This window comes from Bradyrhizobium betae (assembly GCF_004123905.1).
GTDB classification, from domain to species: domain Bacteria; phylum Pseudomonadota; class Alphaproteobacteria; order Rhizobiales; family Xanthobacteraceae; genus Bradyrhizobium; species Bradyrhizobium betae_A.
In genome coordinates, this window is the sequence record NZ_MZXW01000015.1 from 221,756 (window position 1) to 239,048 (window position 17,293).

Annotated in this window: 12 protein-coding genes; 6 read left to right on the forward strand and 6 right to left on the reverse strand. The window is 64.5% G+C overall.

The features are described 5' to 3' along the window. The first annotated feature begins 134 nt into the window (after positions 1–134). From B5V03_RS08850 to B5V03_RS08860, 3 genes are read left to right on the forward strand one after another with little or no spacing between them, the layout of a single operon-like run. A complete protein-coding gene (locus tag B5V03_RS08850) occupies positions 135–917 on the forward strand; it encodes an ImuA family protein (protein ID WP_129269204.1) in 783 nt (260 codons plus the stop codon). Continuing rightward, positions 820–2,406 (forward strand): Y-family DNA polymerase, encoded by a 1,587-nt coding sequence (locus B5V03_RS08855; protein ID WP_164987881.1) that lies wholly within the window; start codon positions 820–822, stop codon positions 2,404–2,406. Before B5V03_RS08850 ends, B5V03_RS08855 begins: the two co-directional genes overlap by 98 nt. Next, positions 2,403–5,777 (forward strand): error-prone DNA polymerase, encoded by a 3,375-nt coding sequence (locus tag B5V03_RS08860; RefSeq protein ID WP_129269206.1) that lies wholly within the window; start codon positions 2,403–2,405, stop codon positions 5,775–5,777. The genes B5V03_RS08855 and B5V03_RS08860 overlap by 4 nt, the downstream gene beginning before the upstream one ends. Before the next feature lie 184 nt (positions 5,778–5,961). Here B5V03_RS08860 and B5V03_RS08865 read toward each other — a convergent pair whose 3' ends face one another. After that, positions 5,962–6,732, reverse strand: coding sequence for an SDR family NAD(P)-dependent oxidoreductase (locus B5V03_RS08865; protein WP_129269208.1), 771 nt, complete (start codon positions 6,730–6,732; stop codon positions 5,962–5,964). A 168-nt stretch (positions 6,733–6,900) separates the two neighbouring features. Then, positions 6,901–7,188, reverse strand: a complete 288-nt coding sequence (locus tag B5V03_RS08875) for a hypothetical protein (RefSeq protein ID WP_129269212.1) — start codon at positions 7,186–7,188, stop codon at positions 6,901–6,903. A gap of 111 nt (positions 7,189–7,299) precedes the next feature. Between B5V03_RS08875 and B5V03_RS08880 the strand changes: the two genes are divergently transcribed. The 3 genes from B5V03_RS08880 to B5V03_RS08890 all read left to right on the forward strand — a co-directional run bounded on the left by B5V03_RS08880 (position 7,300) and on the right by B5V03_RS08890 (position 13,263). Then, a complete protein-coding gene (locus B5V03_RS08880; protein WP_129269214.1) occupies positions 7,300–8,715 on the forward strand; it encodes a CoA transferase in 1,416 nt (471 codons plus the stop codon). Positions 8,716–8,860: 145 nt separating this feature from the next. Beyond that, complete coding sequence (locus B5V03_RS08885) at positions 8,861–10,105, forward strand: efflux RND transporter periplasmic adaptor subunit (protein ID WP_129269216.1); 1,245 nt, start codon at positions 8,861–8,863, stop codon at positions 10,103–10,105. A gap of 41 nt (positions 10,106–10,146) precedes the next feature. Continuing rightward, positions 10,147–13,263 (forward strand): efflux RND transporter permease subunit, encoded by a 3,117-nt coding sequence (locus tag B5V03_RS08890; protein ID WP_129269218.1) that lies wholly within the window; start codon positions 10,147–10,149, stop codon positions 13,261–13,263. A 10-nt stretch (positions 13,264–13,273) separates the two neighbouring features. On the opposite strand, the gene B5V03_RS08895 is transcribed toward B5V03_RS08890, so the two are convergent. The 4 genes from B5V03_RS08895 to B5V03_RS08910 all read right to left on the reverse strand — a co-directional run bounded on the left by B5V03_RS08895 (position 13,274) and on the right by B5V03_RS08910 (position 17,096). Continuing rightward, entirely contained in the window at positions 13,274–13,900 is a 627-nt protein-coding gene (locus tag B5V03_RS08895; protein WP_129269220.1) for a LysE family translocator, read from the reverse strand. Positions 13,901–14,101: 201 nt separating this feature from the next. Continuing rightward, the gene (locus B5V03_RS08900; protein WP_129269222.1) at positions 14,102–15,064 is read right to left on the reverse strand and encodes an amidohydrolase family protein; all 963 of its coding nucleotides are present in this window, start codon (positions 15,062–15,064) and stop codon (positions 14,102–14,104) included. A 48-nt stretch (positions 15,065–15,112) separates the two neighbouring features. Further along, entirely contained in the window at positions 15,113–15,670 is a 558-nt protein-coding gene (locus B5V03_RS08905; RefSeq protein ID WP_129269224.1) for a hypothetical protein, read from the reverse strand. A gap of 28 nt (positions 15,671–15,698) precedes the next feature. Continuing rightward, a complete protein-coding gene (locus tag B5V03_RS08910) occupies positions 15,699–17,096 on the reverse strand; it encodes a TolC family outer membrane protein (RefSeq protein ID WP_164987882.1) in 1,398 nt (465 codons plus the stop codon). Positions 17,097–17,293 lie beyond the last annotated feature (197 nt).

Here is a 17,293-nt window from a genome sequence, read left to right on the forward strand (position 1 = left end):
TCCGGATGAGCACCAATTCGATTGACTCACCCGATCCCGTTAGCTTTATATTAGAACATATCATGAACAAATGAGCCAGCCGCTGGTTCTCTTTTTGAGAGCCTTCGGCAATCACCTCTGAAGGAGCGGCGTAGATGAGCGGCGCACGAACAAGCGCGCTTGCAACCTTGCGCGGCCAGATCGAGCGCATCGAGACGGCGGAGGTCGTGCATCAGCACGATCGCGTCGCGCTCGGCCATCGCGAGGCCGACACCGCGTTGAAAGGCGGGCTCGCGCGCGCGGCGATCCATGAAGTGTTTTGCGAGGGGCGGCAGGGTGCAGCAGCGACGGGTTTTGTCACCGGGCTCGCGGGCCGGGTGACGGCGCGCAAACCGCTGCTATGGGTACGGCAGGATTTTTCGGAACGCGAGACCGGCGCGCTGTCGATGAGCGGGCTCGCCGAGCTCGGCCTCGATCCGCGCCGCGTGGTGATGGTGCGCGCCGCCGATGTCGAGAGCGCGCTCCGCGCTGCGGCCGATGCGCTTGCCTGCGATGCACTGGGCGCCGTCGTGCTCGAGCTCTGGGGCGATATCAGGCAGTTCGATCTCGTCGCGAGCCGCAAGCTGACGCTGGCCGCGCAAGCGTCCGGCGTCACGGGTCTGATGTTGCGGATGGCCGCGCAACCTTTGCCCTCGACCGCGGAGACGCGATGGATGCTGCGCGCGGCGCATTCGCCGCCGGGCTCCGCGTGGAGCGCCTGGGGCGCGCCGCGCTTCGATGCCGAGCTGTTGCGCAATCGTCATGGCCCGTGCGGCCGGTGGATCATGGAATGGAAATGTGATGAGTGCCAGTTCAGTGAACCGTCGACGTATCCTCAGCCTGTGGCTGCCGCGTCTGCCCATCGACCGGATCCAGCGGTTCTTCGGCGCGCTGGGTAAAACCAATGATCCCAGCATCGTCGTCATCAAGGACGGCAATGCGCTGGTGATCCATGCGCTGGACGAGGCCGCCGAGCGTCTCGGTCTGCATATCGGCCAGCCACTGGCGAATGCCCGGGCGATGTGCCCGGACTTGAAAGTGTTTGACGCCGATGTCGTGGCCGATGTGAAGACGCTCAGCGACATCGCCGACTGGTGCGATCGCTTCACGCCGCTGGTGGCGCTCGATCCGCCGCACGGGCTGTTTCTGGATATCACCGGTTGCGCGCACTTGTTCGGCGGCGAAGCCGCGCTGTTGCAGACGCTGGTCCGTGCGCTCGCACGCCAGGGCTTTGCCGTCAGCGCGGCGATTGCGGGCACCTCGGTCTGCGCGCGTACGCTGACGCGGCAATCTTCCGGCACCATCGTGGCCGATGGCGGCGAGGCGGCGGCGATCGACCGGTTTCCGGTGTCCGCGCTCGGTGCGGGCGAGGCCATCACCACCGGCCTGCGCCGGGCCGGTCTGAAGACCATCGGCGATGTCGCCTCACGCGCGCCGAGCGAGATCACGGCGCGGTTCGGCGCGCGGTTTTCCACGCTGCTCGCGCATGCGCTGGGGCAGGGCGATGCGCCGATCAACCCGCGAAAACCGCTGCCGGATTACATCGTGGAAAAACGTTTCGCCGAGCCGATCGCGACCGACACCATGATCGCGATGACGTTGTCGCGGCTCGCTGACACGTTGATCGCCTCGATGGAGAAGCAGGGCAAGGGCGCGCGGCGCCTTGAGGCTTCGTTCTTCCGCACTGACGGCGTGGTACGCGCGATCATGGTCGAGACCGGGCGTCCGGTGACGCGAAGCGCGGTCATTGACCGCCTGTTCCGCGAGCGCCTCGATGCGCTCGCGGATCCCCTCGATCCCGGCTTCGGCTTCGACATGGTGCGGCTGTCGGCGAGCCGCACCGAGATCGTGGTGCAGGAGCAGCGCGATCTCGACGCCCATGTCCATAACAATGACGAGCTTGCTGCGCTGATCGACCGCATCGCGGCCCGCATCGGCGGAAAGCGCGTCGTCGTGCATCTGCCTGAGGATACCCATATTCCCGAATGCGCGGTGCTGGCCGCGCCCGCGCAGCATCATCTCGCTGCCGCCATGCAGGCTGAATGGCCCGCACGCGTCGAAAGCGAGCCGCCGCTGCGTCCCTTGCGGCTGTTCGACAAGCCCGAGCCGGTGACGGTGCCGTTCGCGACCGTGCCTGACGGCCCGCCGCATCAGTTCACCTGGCGGCGTGCAAAACATGCGGTGGTGCGGGTGGAGGGACCCGAGCGCATCGCGATGGAATGGTGGCGGCAGGACGGCAAGCAACTGACGCGGGATTATTTCCGCATCGAGGATGCCGAGGGCCTGCGCTTCTGGATTTTTCGCGACGGTCTTTACGAGGGGGAAGTGTTCGACGGCGACGGCAAACCCGCTTCCCCCGGCTGGTATGTGCACGGTCTCTTCGCATGAATACATCAGCTTATGCCGAGATCGGCATCACCACGAACTTTTCTTTTTTGCGCGGCGGCTCGGATCCGCGCGCCTATGTGCACCAGGCGAGCGCCCTCGGCATCCCCGTGATCGGCATTGCCGACCACAACACGCTTGCCGGCGTGGTGCGCGCCTGGAAGGAGCTCGACAATGACAAGGTGCTGCACAAGCCAAAGCTGCTGATCGGTACGCGCATCGTCTTCATCGATGGCACGCCCGACATTTTTGTCTATCCGTGCGACCGCGCCGCCTATGGCCGGCTGTGCCAGCTCCTCACCCGAGGCAAGCGCGGCGATGACATTACGCGGATCGAGAAGGGCGAATGCCGTCTCAGCTTCGCCGATCTTCTGGAGTTTTCCGAAGGCCAGCTGCTGGTCCTGACGCTGCCGCATCGCTTCGAGCCGGCGCAGGCGCTGGATATTCTTGCAAAGCTGAAAGCGAGCCGCGCGGAGGGCGTTTGGCTGGCGGCGAGCCTGATCTATCGCGGCGACGACCGCCGCCGTCTGGCAGGACTCGATGATCTCGCCGCAAAAGCAAAGGTGCCGCTGCTTGCGACCAACGAGGTGCTCTATCACGATCCCGGCCGCCGGCCGCTTCAGGATGTTCTGACCTGCATCCGGGAAAAGACCACGATCGAGGCGGTCGGACGGAAGCTGGAGGCCAATGCCGAGCGCTTTCTGAAGACGCCCCGCGAGATGTCGCGGCTGTTCCGCGATTTCCCTGAGGCGATCGCGGAGACCATGCGCTTTGCGGATCGCATCGTCTTCTCGTTGGATCAGCTCAAATACCAATATCCGGACGAGCCGGTGCCACCGGGCAAGACCGCGCAGGGGCATCTGGAGGATCTGACTTGGGCGGGCGTGCAGACATATTTCAATGGAAAGATCGACGACAAGCTGCGCGCGACCCTGAAGAAAGAGCTCGCGCTGATCGCCGAGCTGAAATACGCGCATTACTTCCTCACCGTGCACGACATCGTGCACTATGCGCGCAGCCAGAACATTTTGTGCCAGGGACGCGGCTCAGCGGCGAATTCGGCCGTGTGCTACGTGCTCGGCATCACTTCGGTCGATCCGACCAAGGTCGATCTGTTGTTCGAGCGCTTCATCTCCAAGGAGCGGCTGGAGCCGCCCGACATCGACGTCGATTTCGAGCACTCGCGGCGCGAGGAGGTGATGCAATATGTCTATCGCCGCTACGGCCGCCACCGCGCCGCGATCATCGCCACCATCATCCATTATCGCCCGCGCAGCGCCATCCGCGACGTCGGCAAGGCGCTGGGCCTGACCGAGGATGTCACCGCCGCGCTCGCCGATACCGTCTGGGGCAGCTGGGGCAAAGGCCTCAACGACATGCAGGTCCGGCAGGCCGGGCTCGATCCGCAAAATCCCATGATCAACCTCGCGGTCGAGCTTGCGACCGAATTGATCGAATTCCCGCGCCATCTCTCCCAGCATGTCGGCGGCTATGTGCTGACGCAGGACCGGCTCGACACCTATGTCCCCATCGGTAACGCCGCAATGGATGACCGCACCTTCATCGAATGGGACAAGGACGACGTCGACGCGCTCAACATGATGAAGGTCGACGTGCTCGCACTGGGCATGCTGACCTGCATCAGGAAGTGTTTTGATTTGATCGATCAGCACAAGGGCAAGCGCTGGGTTTTGGCGAGCGTCCCGCAGGACGATCCCAAGGTTTACGACATGCTGTGTGACGGAGAGTCGCTCGGCGTATTCCAGGTCGAGAGCCGCGCACAGATGAACATGCTGCCGCGCCTGAAGCCGCGGACCTTCTACGATCTCGTTATCGAAGTTGCGATCGTGCGGCCCGGGCCGATCCAGGGGGACATGGTGCATCCGTATCTGCGGCGGCGGAACGGTCAGGAGGAGGTGCGTTATCCCTCGCCATCGCCCGAGAACGGTCCTGCGGACGAGCTCTACAAGGTTCTGCACAAGACGAAAGGCGTGCCTCTGTTCCAGGAACAAGCGATGCGCATCGCGATCGAGGCGGCGAAATTCACCTCCGAAGAAGCGAATGGCCTGCGCCGCTCGATGGCAACGTTCCGCAATGTCGGCACCATCGGCCAATACGAGGAGAAGCTGATCGGCAACATGGTCGCGCGCGGCTACGACCCTAATTTTGCTCGTAGCTGCTTTGACCAGATCAAAGGTTTTGGCTCCTACGGTTTCCCGGAGAGCCATGCTGCGAGCTTTGCCCAGCTCGTCTACATTTCCTCATGGCTGAAGTATCATCATCCGGATGCCTTCTGCTGTGGCCTGCTGAACTCGCAGCCGATGGGTTTTTACGCGCCTGCGCAGATCGTCAGCGACGCCCGCAAGAACGGCGTCGAGGTGCGCGACATCGACGTGTCCTACAGCTTTGCGCAGAACACGCTGGAGAATACTGACAAAAAATATTGCGCCGTGCGTCTCGGTTTTCGCCAGATCGACGGTTTTCATTGGCTCGATCCGGATGAGGAAGAACTCAAGAGGCAGCAAGCGAAGCGACAAGACAAAGTCTACGTCACTCAGAAGGACTGGGCCGACCTCATCATCGATGCTCGCAACAGCGGTCCCTTCACTTCGCTCGAAGACTTCGCTCGTGACACGAAGCTACCCAAGCGCGCGCTGATTCTGCTGGCCGACGCCGACGCGTTCCGCTCGCTCGGGCTCGATCGCCGCGAGGCGCTGTGGCAGGTGCGGCGGCTGCCGGACGACGTGCCGCTGCCGCTGTTCGAGGCGGCGACTGCGCGCGAGCAGCCGGATGAGCACGCAAAACCATTGCCCGTGATGCCGCGCTCCGAGCAGGTGGTCGCGGACTACCAGACCATCCGGTTGTCACTCAAAGGCCATCCGATGGAATTCTTGCGCGAGATGTTTTCGCGCGAGCGTGTCGTGGCCTGCAGGGAGATCAGCCATGAGAACGAGCGGCGCCGCGTTCGCTGCGCCGGCGTGGTGCTGGTGCGGCAGCGGCCGGGCAGCGCCAGCGGCGTCGTGTTCATGACGCTGGAAGACGAAACCGGCATCGCCAACGTCGTGGTGTGGCCAAAAATCATGGAGCAGTACCGGAAAGAGGTGATGGGCGCGCGCCTCATCGAGGTCCAGGGCTATATCCAGAGCAGCCCGGAGAAGGTGACGCATCTCATCGCCCAGCGCATGATCGACCGTTCGCACGATCTGGTCGGCCTCGCCAACGACGCATTGAGCCGCAAGCATCCGGTCCCGGCAGGCGCCGCCGTGATCGAGCCGCTCAACGAAGACCCCCGCGCCCCCGCGGATAGGCCTGCGCAAAAACACCGCCACCCCCGCAACGTCCGCATCCTGCCGCCGTCGCGGGATTTTCATTGAGCTTTGTTGCTGACAACATCGCTCCGACCGTCACCCTGAGGTGGCCGCTTCTTCAGCGGCCCTCGAAGGATGCACGGCCCGGCTGCAGCAGCGGGGCCGTGCATCCTTCGAGGCTCTCCTTGCGATGCTTTGCATCGCAAGCTTCGCACCTCAGGATGACGGGTCGGCAGGGACGCGCAGCCCTCTAAAAATTCACCCGGTTCGAGATCGCGCCGTCCACCACGAGATTCGATCCCGTGGTAAACCCCGACACCGGGCTCGCCAAAAACACCGCTGCGCTCGCGATTTCCTGCGGCGTGGCCATGCGCCCCGTCGGATTGCGGCCCATCGCATCCTCGTAGCGCTTGGGCGCGTTCTGCTCGATCATGTTCCAGACGCCGCCCTTGAAGTAGACGGTGCCGGGCGAGACCACGTTGATGCGGATCTTCTTCTTGGCGTATTGCCGCGCCAGTCCCTTGGCCATGTGGATCAGCGCCGCCTTGATCGGGCCGTAGGAGCTGGCGAAATCGGCCTGCGCCGCCGCGATCGAGGAGATGATGACGAAGGCGGCATCGCCGCTCTTTTCGCCGCTGGCTTCCAGGAACGGCCGCGCGGCGTCGAACGCATGCACGGCGCCGAGCACGTCGAGCCGAAAGTTCTGCTCCCACGATGCGGGATCATGGCCTTGCGCCATGGCGCCGGCATTGGCGAACAGCAGGTCGATGCCGCCGAGCTCCGTTGCCACGCCCTCGACCCACGCCTTCAGCGCCGCGCCGTCGGTGACGTCGACCGAACCGCCGGTGGCGCGGATGCCGCTCGCCTTCAGCTCGGCAACGGTCGCCGCAACCTGCTCCGCGTTGCGCGCGCACACCGCGACATTGGTGCCTTCACCGGCCAGCGTTGCCGCAATCGCCCGCCCGATGCCGCGCGTGCCGCCGAGCACGATGGCGTTCTTGCCCTTGAGACCCAGATCCATTGTTTGGTTTTCCTTTTTCTTGGTGCAGGAGTGTAGCCGCTTCAGGAGAGACGCAGAAGCCTCCACACCGTCATTGCGAGCACAGCGAAGCAATCCCGAATCCCTCCGCGGAAAGACCCTGGATTGCTTCGCTGCGCTCGCAATGACGTGGAGAGAGCAACGCGCCCCTCACTCCGGCGCTGCGCCCACCGGCGGGCCGCCGGGCGGGCGGTGCAGGAAGGTCAGCGAGGCGTAGGCGCCGGCCCAGGAGCCGAGCGCCGCGAAAGCGACATAGAACGCATTTTCCGTGTAGCTGATCACGGCGTAGGAGGAGAGCAGGTACCAGACCGCGCTCCAGTTCGCCGCCGGCACGCGTTTTCGCGCGATTACGGCCGAGGTGAACATCACATAGACTGCGTCGGTGGCCGCCGTTGCGATGAACACGGCGCCTGCGGTGAGGGGGTCGATGGCGGCCATTGCCTTCCTTTATGTGCTAATGAGATCGTGCCAAAACTACAGCATGATCCGGAAAAGTGCGCAGCGGTTTTCCGAAAAGATCATGCTCACTCCGAAAAGAGAGAAGCGGCTATGCAAAGCCCCGCCGATATTCTCAAGGACATCTGGACCTCTGCCGGGGGCGATAAGGCCGCGCTCTCGCGCGTGCGGTTGACGGGTGCGGAGCCGCAGATCCCGTCCTCGTTTCGCGTCGCCGTCGCGGGACAGACGGCGATCGCCGCGGCCGGCCTCGCCGCCGCCGAGATATGGCGGCTGCGCAGCGGTGAGGCGCAGGATGTCACTGTCGACATGCGCCATGCCGTCGCCGAATGCCGCTCCGAGCGTTATTTGCGCGTCGACGACAAGCCGCCGCCTCCCGCCTGGGACGCCATCGCCGGCGTCTACAAAACCGGCGACGACCGCTTCGTCCGCTGCCACACCAATTTCCCGCATCACCGCGATGCCGTCTGCAAGGTGCTGGCTTGCGTGCCCGAGCGCGAGAAGGTGCAGGCCGCGCTGATGCAGTGGAACGGCGAGGATTTTGAAACCGCGGCTTATGCCGCGGGCGGCGTCGTTGCCCTGATGCGCTCCTACGACGAATGGTCGGCGCTGCCACAGGCACGTGCGCTCGCCGACTTGCCGCTGGTCTCGATCGAGAAGATCGGCGAGGCCCCGCCAAAGCCTTGGTCTAAAAAGCCGTGGCCTCAAGGCGATCGTCCGCTCTCAGGTCTGCGCGTGCTCGATCTCTCGCGCGTCATTGCCGGCCCCGTCGCCGGCCGCACACTCGCCGCGCACGGTGCGGATGTGCTGCTGGTCTCGGGGCCTGAACTGCCCGCCATTCCCTGGCTCACCATCGATACCGGCCGGGGCAAGCTCACGACGTTCATCGCGCTGAAGAGCGAGGCGGGCAGGGCGCAAATGCGCGAGCTCCTGCAAGACGCCGACATCTTCTCGCAAGGCTATCGCCCGCGTGCGCTTGCCGCCCTCGGCTTCCCGCCGGAGGACGCCGCGAAAATCAATCCCGGCATCGTCTACGTCACGTTGTCGGCCTACGGCCATGCCGGCCCCTGGGCCGAGCGGCGCGGCTTCGATTCCCTGGTGCAGACCACCACCGGCTTCAACCATGCCGAGGGGCAGGCTGCCGGCATCGACGGTCCCAAGGAATTGCCGGCGCAGATGCTTGACCACGCCACCGGCTATCTGATGGCCTTCGGCGCGATGATGGCCAAGATCCGCCAGGCCAGCGAAGGCGGCAGCTGGCACGTGCGCGTGTCGCTGGCCCAGACCGGGCGCTGGCTGTGGAAACTCGGCCGGCTCGACGGCGGGCTGAATACCCCGGATCTTACGGGGGAAGCCGTACATGCTGCGTTCATCGAGAGCATGCCATCTGGCTTCGGCACGTTGAAGGCGGTGCATCATTCGGCGCTGCTGTCGAAGACGCCGGCGCAATGGAGCCGTCCGGCGATGCCGCTTGGCAGTCATCCCGCGAAGTGGCCGGCTCGAAACTGACGTGAAGCTGACGTGTCGCAAAATTTTAACGCAAACCGAAAGGCGCCCGGCGTTTTTTAGGTTGTTTGAAATACCAATTCGGCACTATTAGCGCGACCGATGAGGCAGTCGTTTGCCGAGATCGTCGCTGACATGACCGGGCCCCATGGTAGTTGAAAATACCAAGAGATTGCAGGTGCTTACAAAACAACGGGTGATCACATCCGTAGTTTTACTGGCACTCGCCGGCGCCGGCGCCTATGGCTTCCTCTATGCGGGGACCAAGGACAAGAGCCACTCCGAGATCTCCAGCCAATCGCGCAGGAATGCGCAGAACTTCACGCCCACGCCGTCCGAATGGGCGACGCTGACGATCGAGCCGGTCAAGGCCAAGACCTTCCGGGCCGAATATGTCACCGAAGGCAAGGTCGCGGTCGACGAGGACCGTTCGACACCGGTGTTCTCGCCCTATGCGGGACGCGTCACCAAGCTGCTCGCCAAGCCGGGCGAGATGCTCAAGCAAAGCCAACCGCTGTTCACGATCGAGGCCGCCGACACCGTGCAGGCCCAGAACGATTTCATCGCGGCGATGACCTCGCAGAACAAGGCGAAGTCGGCGATCGACCTTGCCGACATCCAGTTCAAGCGCGCCAAGGATCTCTATGAAGGCCACGCCATTCCGCTGAAGGACTATCAGCAGGCGGAGGCGACCCAGGTCCAGGCGCAGAACGACATGCGCTCCTCGGGGACGGCGCTGGAGGCCGCGCGCAACAAGCTGCGCATCCTCGGCTTCACCGACGAGACCATCAAGGCATTCCAGGACAAGGGCGTCATCGATCGGGAGATCACGATCTATTCGCCGATCGCGGGCACGGTCGTGCAGCGCAAGATCGGCCCCGGCCAATACGTCAATTCCGGCGCCAGCGATCCGGTCTTCGTGGTCGGTGATCTCTCGACCGTCTGGCTCACCGCCTTCGTGCGCGAGAGCGACGCGGCCGCCGTGTGCATCGGACAGGACATCACCGTCAACGTGATGGCGCTGCCGGGCCGTCCGCTGACCGCGAAGATCAACTACGTTGCCGCCGCGATCGATCCCAGCACCCGCCGCCTGCTGGTGCGCGCCACCATCGACAACAAGGACGGCCTGCTCAAGCCGGAAATGTTCGCCAACGTCACGATCTATTCGGCCGGCGACCGCGCCGCGCCGGCGGTGCCAAAGCAGGCCTTGATCTATGAAGCCGACAAGGTCCGCCTCTGGGTCGCGCGCGAGGACAAGTCGGTCGAGCTGCGCGAGATCAAGATCGGCCTCATCAACGGCAACCTCGTCGAAGTCACGAGCAACCTGAAACCAGGCGAGCAGATCGTCGTCAAGGGCAGCCTGTTCATCGACCGCGCGGCGTCCGGCAGCTGATCGACGACCCAAGAAACTGAAAAGCCAGACTGAAGACCTGAATGGATCGCCTCGTCGCCCTTGCCGTCAACCGGCGCTTCCTGATGGTCGGCATGTTCGTCGCCGTGCTGATCGGCGGCCTGATTGCGTTCAACCAGCTCAACATCGAGGCCTATCCCGATCCGACCCCGCCGATGGTCGACATCGTGACGCAGTCGCCGGGCCTGTCGGCGGAAGAGATCGAGCGCTACATCACGATCCCGATCGAGACCCAGGTCGCGGGTCTGAAGAACCTCACGACCATCCGCACCATCTCGCTCTACGGCCTGTCCGACATCAAGCTCCAGTTCTCCTTCGCCTACACCTATGACGAGGCGCTGCAGCAGGTCCTGAACCGCCTGGCGCAGCTCGCGCCGCTGCCGGGCAACGTGCAGCCGCAGATCTCGCCGCTGAGCCCGATCGGCGAAATCTTCCGCTACCGTCTGGTCGGCCCACCGAACTACAGCGTCCTCGACCTCAAGACCATCCAGGACTGGGTCCTCCAGCGTCGTTTCCGCGCCGTGCCCGGCGTGATCGACGTCACCGGCTGGGGCGGCAAGAGCAGGACCTACGAGCTCCAGGTCGACAACAACAAGCTGGTCGCCAACGGCCTGACGCTGCCGCAAGTGCTTCAGGCCGTCAGCAATTCCAACGTCAATGTCGGCGGCAACACCGTCAATATCGGCCAGCAATCGGCCGTGGTGCGCGGAGTCGGCTTGATCCGCTCGATCGACGACCTCGCCAACACCATGATTGCCCAGACCAACGGCAATCCGGTGCTGGTCAAGGACGTCGCCACAGTCACCGTTGGGCAGAAGCCCCGTCTCGGTATCGCCGGCATCGACGATTCCGACGACATCGTGCAGGGCATCGTGCTGATGCGCCGCGGCGAGCAGAGCTCGCCGACCATCAAGCGTGTCCACCAGCTCGTTCAGACCATCAACAACTCCAGCATCCTGCCGCCGGGCGTGCGCATCGAGCGCATCTACGACCGCGGCGACCTGATTGAGCTCACCACCCACACCGTGCTGCACAACATGGTGGTCGGCATTTTTCTGATCGTGCTGTTGCAGTGGATATTCCTCGGCGATCTCCGCAGCGCGCTGATCGTCGGCGCTACTATACCGTTCGCGCTGTTCTTCGCCGTGATCATCCTGGTGCTGCGCGGGGAATCGGCCAACCTGCTGTCGGTCGGCGCGATCGATTTCGGTCTGATCGTCGATGCCACCGTCATCATGGTGGAGGCGATCTTCCGCCGCCTGACGCAGACGACGCCGGTGTCTGAATCCGAGCATATGTCGCCCGAGACGCTGTTCGGCATGAAGAGCCACGCCATTCTCAGCGCCGCGGCCGACGTGTCGCGCTCGATCTTCTTCGCCGCCGCCATCATCATCGCAGCCTTCCTGCCGCTGTTCACGCTGTCAGGCGTCGAGGGCAACATCTTCGGACCGATGGCGCGCACCTATGCCTATGCGCTGGCCGGCGGCCTCCTTGCCACCTTCACCGTCACCCCGGCGCTGTCAGCGATCATCCTGCCCGCGCATGTCCAGGAGACCGAGACCAAGGTGATGCAGATCCTGCATCGGATCTACATGCCCGTGCTGAACTGGGCGGTCGCCAATCGCGGCATCATGCTCGGGGCCGCGGTTGGCCTCGTGCTGATGACGGTCGCGCTGAGCCGGCTGCTCGGTCTCGAGTTCCTGCCGAAGCTGGAAGAGGGCAATCTCTGGATCCGCGCCACGCTGCCGCCGACCATCTCGCTCCAGGAAGGCAACAGCTACGTCAACGAGATGCGCAAGCTGATCCGGGCCCGGCCGGAGGTCGAGTCCGTGGTGTCGCAGCATGGCCGTCCCGACGACGGCACTGATGCCGCCGGCTTCTTCAACGCCGAGTTCTTCGCGCCGCTCAAGCCCGCGAGCCAGTGGCCCGGCACCCACGACAAGGAAGAACTGACCGCGCAGCTGCTCAAGCAGCTCGACGACCGCTTCCCCGGTGTCGAGTTCAACTTCTCGCAATATCTCCAGGACAACGTCTCCGAAGCCGTCTCAGGTGTGAAGGGCGAGAACTCGATCAAGTTGTTCGGCAGCGATCTCCAGGCGCTGACCGACACCGCCAACAAGATCAAGCAGGTGCTGTCGACGGTCCAGGGCGTCACCGACCTTGCGGTGTTCACCTCGCTGGGACAGCCGACCATCCAGATCGACATCGACCGCGCCAAGGCCGCGCGCTACGGCCTTGCGCCTGGCGACATCAACGCCACCATCAAGGTCGCGATCGGCGGCGACACCGCCGGCGATATCTACGAGCCCGGCTCCGATCGGCATTTCCCGATCATCGTTAGGCTCGCGCCGGAATTCCGCCGGAGCGCCGAGGTGATCCAGAATTTGCGGATCGGCGCGCCTGGTCCGAACGGCACCGTGACGCAGATTCCCCTGAGCGAGGTCGCCACCATCAGCCTCGTCTCGGGTGCGGCCTACATTTATCGCGAGCAGCAGGAACGCTATCTTCCGATCAAGTTCTCGGTGCGCGAGCGCGACCTCGGCAGCGCCATCCGCGAGGCGCAGCAGAAGATCGCCGACCAGGTGCAGCTGCCGCCCGGCTCGCACATGGACTGGGTCGGCGAGTTCGGCAATCTCCAGGACGCGATCCGCCGGCTGTCGATCGTGGTGCCGATCTCGCTGGCGCTGATCGGCGTTCTGCTCTGGTTCAATTTCGGCTCGATGACCGACACGCTGCTCGCCATGAGCGTGATTCCGATGGCGATCTTCGGCGGCGTGCTTGGACTGTTGATCACCGGCACCGCCTTCAGCGTCTCCGCGGCGATCGGCTTCATCGCGCTGTTCGGCATCGCCGTGATGGACGGCATCATCATCCTGTCGCAGTTCAACCAGCTCATCGAAGAAGGCATGGACCGCATGAGCGCGGTGATCCGCACCGGCGAGTTGCAGCTCCGGCCCGTGCTGATGACCTGCGTCGTCGCCGGCGTCGGCCTGCTGCCGGCGGCGCTGTCCGAGGGCATCGGCTCGCAAGTGCAGAAGCCGCTCGCGGTCGTCGTCGTCACCGGCATGATGCTGGCGCCGGTCGTGATCCTGGTGACGCTGCCGGTGCTGATCTCCTTCTTCTCCCGCCGCGCCCGCTAACCGCCGTCCGTCACAACATTCGCTGAGCGATCCGCACCAGTATGCTGGTGCCGAGCCCGAGCAGCATCAGGCTCGCGAACCGGCTGCTGAGCGACAGCATTCGGGGCGTCAGCCGTGATCGCGCGGTTGCGACGATGGTGCTGAGTATCATCCACCAGACCGCAGAGCCCACGAAGACTCCCGCGACGAGCGGTGCCGCCGCTGCCTGCGTCGAGAATGCGTGCAGGGCCGCCAGAAACAGGATGACTGTGAGCGGATTGGTGAAGCCAAGCGCGATGGCGCTGAGATAGGCGCGGGTGAGTCGCACCTTGTCGATCTCGCCCCTCTCCTCAAGCGAGATGGAACCGCGATGCGTCCGCATCGCAAACCACAGCAACGTCAGCGCCGAGATGATGCTGAAGCCTGCAGCATTCGCCTCGACCCATGGCTGTGCCAGCGAGCCGAGGCCCAGAACCGCAAAGGCGCTGTAGGCAAGATGCACGGTCGCAGCACCAAAGCCCGTTGCAAGGCCGGTCGCCATGCCCGATGCCAAGGTGCGCTGAATGCACAGCATGCCCATGGGCCCGATCGGGGCGGCGACAGTGAAACCAATTCCGATGCCGGACAAAAGCGCGGCAAGATAATGCGATAAAGGCATGCGACCGCACGAACAGATGAAATCTGTGTGCGTGCGTACCGGCGAAAACGAATTGTCGCTTCAACCATACGGGTGAGAAGCGAAAGGGAACTCAAACACGTTCATGTGAGTCCGGCGACGTTGTGCTCTCGCGACAACAGTTCCACGACGCGACGTGAAAAGATGTCGCGCGCCGTTGGACCTAATTGCACTTGTCGCGACTCAGAACCCGTAGAGTTGCGCGGGATTGTCGACCAGGATCTTCTTGCGCACATCCGCATCAGGCGCCCACACCGGAAGCTGGTTGAGCAACGCGCCGTCGTCGATCTGGTGGAGTGGTGCGATGTCGGTGGCCTTGCGTCCCGGCACCTGCGCGGAATCAGGATGCGGCCAGTCGGTGCCCCAGACGATTCGATCGGGGTTCGCCGCGATCAGCGCGCGCGCATAGGGCACCATGTCCTGGTAGTCAGGCGCGAGCTTCGACGAGCGATAGGCGCCGGAGATCTTCACATAGGCCTTGCCGGATTTGACGAGGGCGACAAGATCGGAAAATCCCGGCTGTTCCACGCCGAGCGAAGCCTCGAGGCCACCGAAATGATCGAACACGGCGGGTACGGGCGCGGCCAGCACCAACTCCTTGATCGCCGAGATCATCGGCAGCGTGGTGTAGAGCTGCACGTGCCAGCCGCGCGCCTTCATGCGCTCGACGGCCGCGGTGAAGCGGGCCCGGCCGACATTGGGATCGCTGATGCCGCCGGTCGCAAGGTTGATGCGGATGCCGCGAAAACCGTCCTGCTGCATCGTATCGAGCTGGGCCTCGGTGGTCTTGTCGTCGATCACGGCGACCCCGCGCGCATTCGCGCCGCGCGCCTTCATGCCGAACAGCGTCGACGAATTGTCGGTGCCGTAGACGCTGGGGGTGACGATCACCACGCGTTCGATATGCAGAGCCTTGTGCAGCGCGGCCATCTCTTCCGGCGAGGCCAGCTCGGGCGTGTAGACGCGCCCGGCGAAGAACGGAAACTTTTCGGGATCACCGTGGATATGGGTGTGGCAGTCGCAGGCGTGTGTCGGGACCTCGAAATTGACCGGCGTCGCGGGCTGCGCCGCGCGGGCGTGGGCTCTGTTGGTCATGGCTACTCCGGCGGCGAGGGAGGCAAGCAGGACATTGCGTCGATTGAGCACGGTTCTCTCCCTGATTTTTATTTGGTTATCGTAGAGAACGGTATCACATCAGCCCGGCAGCTGCTCCGCTTCGCTGCATACCTGCTCGACAAGGTCCGCAAGTGGACGTGAGCCGTCAACGCGCACGACCGGGCAGGGCAGGCCCGCGAGCCAGGCTTCATGCGTGGCGAGATTGCGGCCCTCGCGATCGCCGGCTTCGTAATGGGAGGCCCATTCCACGAAGGATTCAGTCTCTTCATGGCGCCAGCCGCCCGGCGCGACGGCGTCAGCGCCGAAATGAGCGGCCTCGCGGGCGCGCAATCGTTTCAGCCGGGTGTCGCGCGGCGTGGTCATGTAGACGACCAGATCGAACAACGGAACGAGTTCGTCGCCCCAGCCGGTGATGGATCCGCTCAGCACCCAATCGAGACGCGGCAGAAACATCTCGCGCATCAGGCGCAGGCGTTCTGTCGCGGGACGCGTCGTCTGGTACGGCGGCGCGGTCGGCAGCCAGAAATAGTCGTCGGTGTCGTGATGCGGCAGCGCAAGCCGGCCCGCGAGCGCGCGGCCGAGCGTCGTCACGCCGGAGCCCGAAGCTCCCATCAGATGGATGCGGCGGCTTTTCATCGGTACCAAGCCAACAGATTTGAAACTACTACTGCCCCGACGGCGTGCGCAGGCCGTGCCAGGCGTCGCGAACCTGCTGGTAGTGCACCTCGGGCAAATAGTCCGGCGTGTTCAGGCTCAAGGTCTTGACGTCGAGATGGCCGACGGCGCTGAGCAGCGTGTAGGAGGCGATCACGCGGTCGCGCAGCGCGCCGATCAGGCGGGCCTTGGCCTGGATCAGATCGGCCTGCGAATTCAGCACGTCCACCGTGGTGCGCTGCCCGCCGGCGGCCTCGCGCTGCACGCCCTGGAGCGCGACGGTTGCCGCCTTCACCTCGGACTCCGAGGCCGAGACGGCGATCTTGGCGCCTTCATTGGCAACCCACGCGCTGGTCGCCGCCGTGCGCGCCTGGTTGCGCACCTGATCGAGCACGAGCCGGCTCTGCGCCGTGATTTCCTTGGCCTGCCGGGTCTGCGCAGCGGCCTGGCCGCCGTCATAGATCGGCACGGTGACATTGGCGACGATCGAGGCCTGGTCCTCGGCGAAGGTGCCGAGCGTCGGGTCGTTGTTGCGGCTCTTACTGGCGCTGCCCTGGACGCTGGCGCTCGGCAGCAGCGCGCCCTCGGCGACGCGGATGTTGGTGGAGGCGACGTCGACGTCGAAGCCGGCGGCCATCACCGCCGGGTGCTCGCGGATCGCCATCGTCAGCGAGTCCTCGCGGCTCTTCGGCAGATAGCGGTCGACCACTTCTGCGGGCCGGAGCTGCGAGGGCGCATTGCCGATCACCTGTGCATAGATCGCCTGGCTCACCGCGAGTGCGACTTCAGCGGCGTTGAGATCGGAGAGCCCGCGGTTGAGTCGCGCCTCGGCCTGTGCGCTATCGGTCGGCGTGACGTCGCCCGCGTTGAGGCGGCGCTGGGTGACGGACAGCGTCTCGCGCAGGAACGCGACGTTGGAGCGTTGCGCCTCGACCAGCGACTGGTTTGCCAGCACGTTGGTGTAGGCAGTGACCGCGTCGAGCAGCACGCCCTGGCCGACATTGCGTAGCGCCTCGCGGCCCGACTGGACCTGGAGCTCGGCGGCGCGCACGTTGTTGGCGGTGCGGAAGCCGTTGAACAGGGTCTGCGTCACGGTGACGCCGATGATCCACGGCTTCAGATTGGCGGTCTGGATGGTGTTGTCGGGCAAAAGGTTGCGCACCGATTGCAGGCCGGCGCTGAGGCTCGCCACGATCTGCGGCCGGTAGCCGGCGAGCGCCTGCGGCACGTTCTCGTCGGTGGCGCGCTGGCGCGCGCGTTCGGCATTGAGCTGCGGGTTGGTCTGGTAGGCTTTTGCCAATGCCTCGGGCAGGGCTTCCGCCCGTGCAGCCGAGGGCAGGGCGCAACAGAGCGCCAGCGTGGCCCATGTCGCAAGCACAGGACCCACGCCCGGTCGACGTCGCGTCATCACGCGACCAGCTCTGGCGGTACGCCCAATCATGTAATCCTGCAAAACACCGGCTGTCCGCCCCCGCCGACGGTGGCCTCTTAACTGTTTAACCAGCCGGGGTCCCGCAGGCAAACTGCCGCGGGGAAAACCCCCATCTATTCCGTGCTTGTTGCAGGTGCGTCACAGGGTTTCTGCGGGAAGGTGGCAGAGCCTTA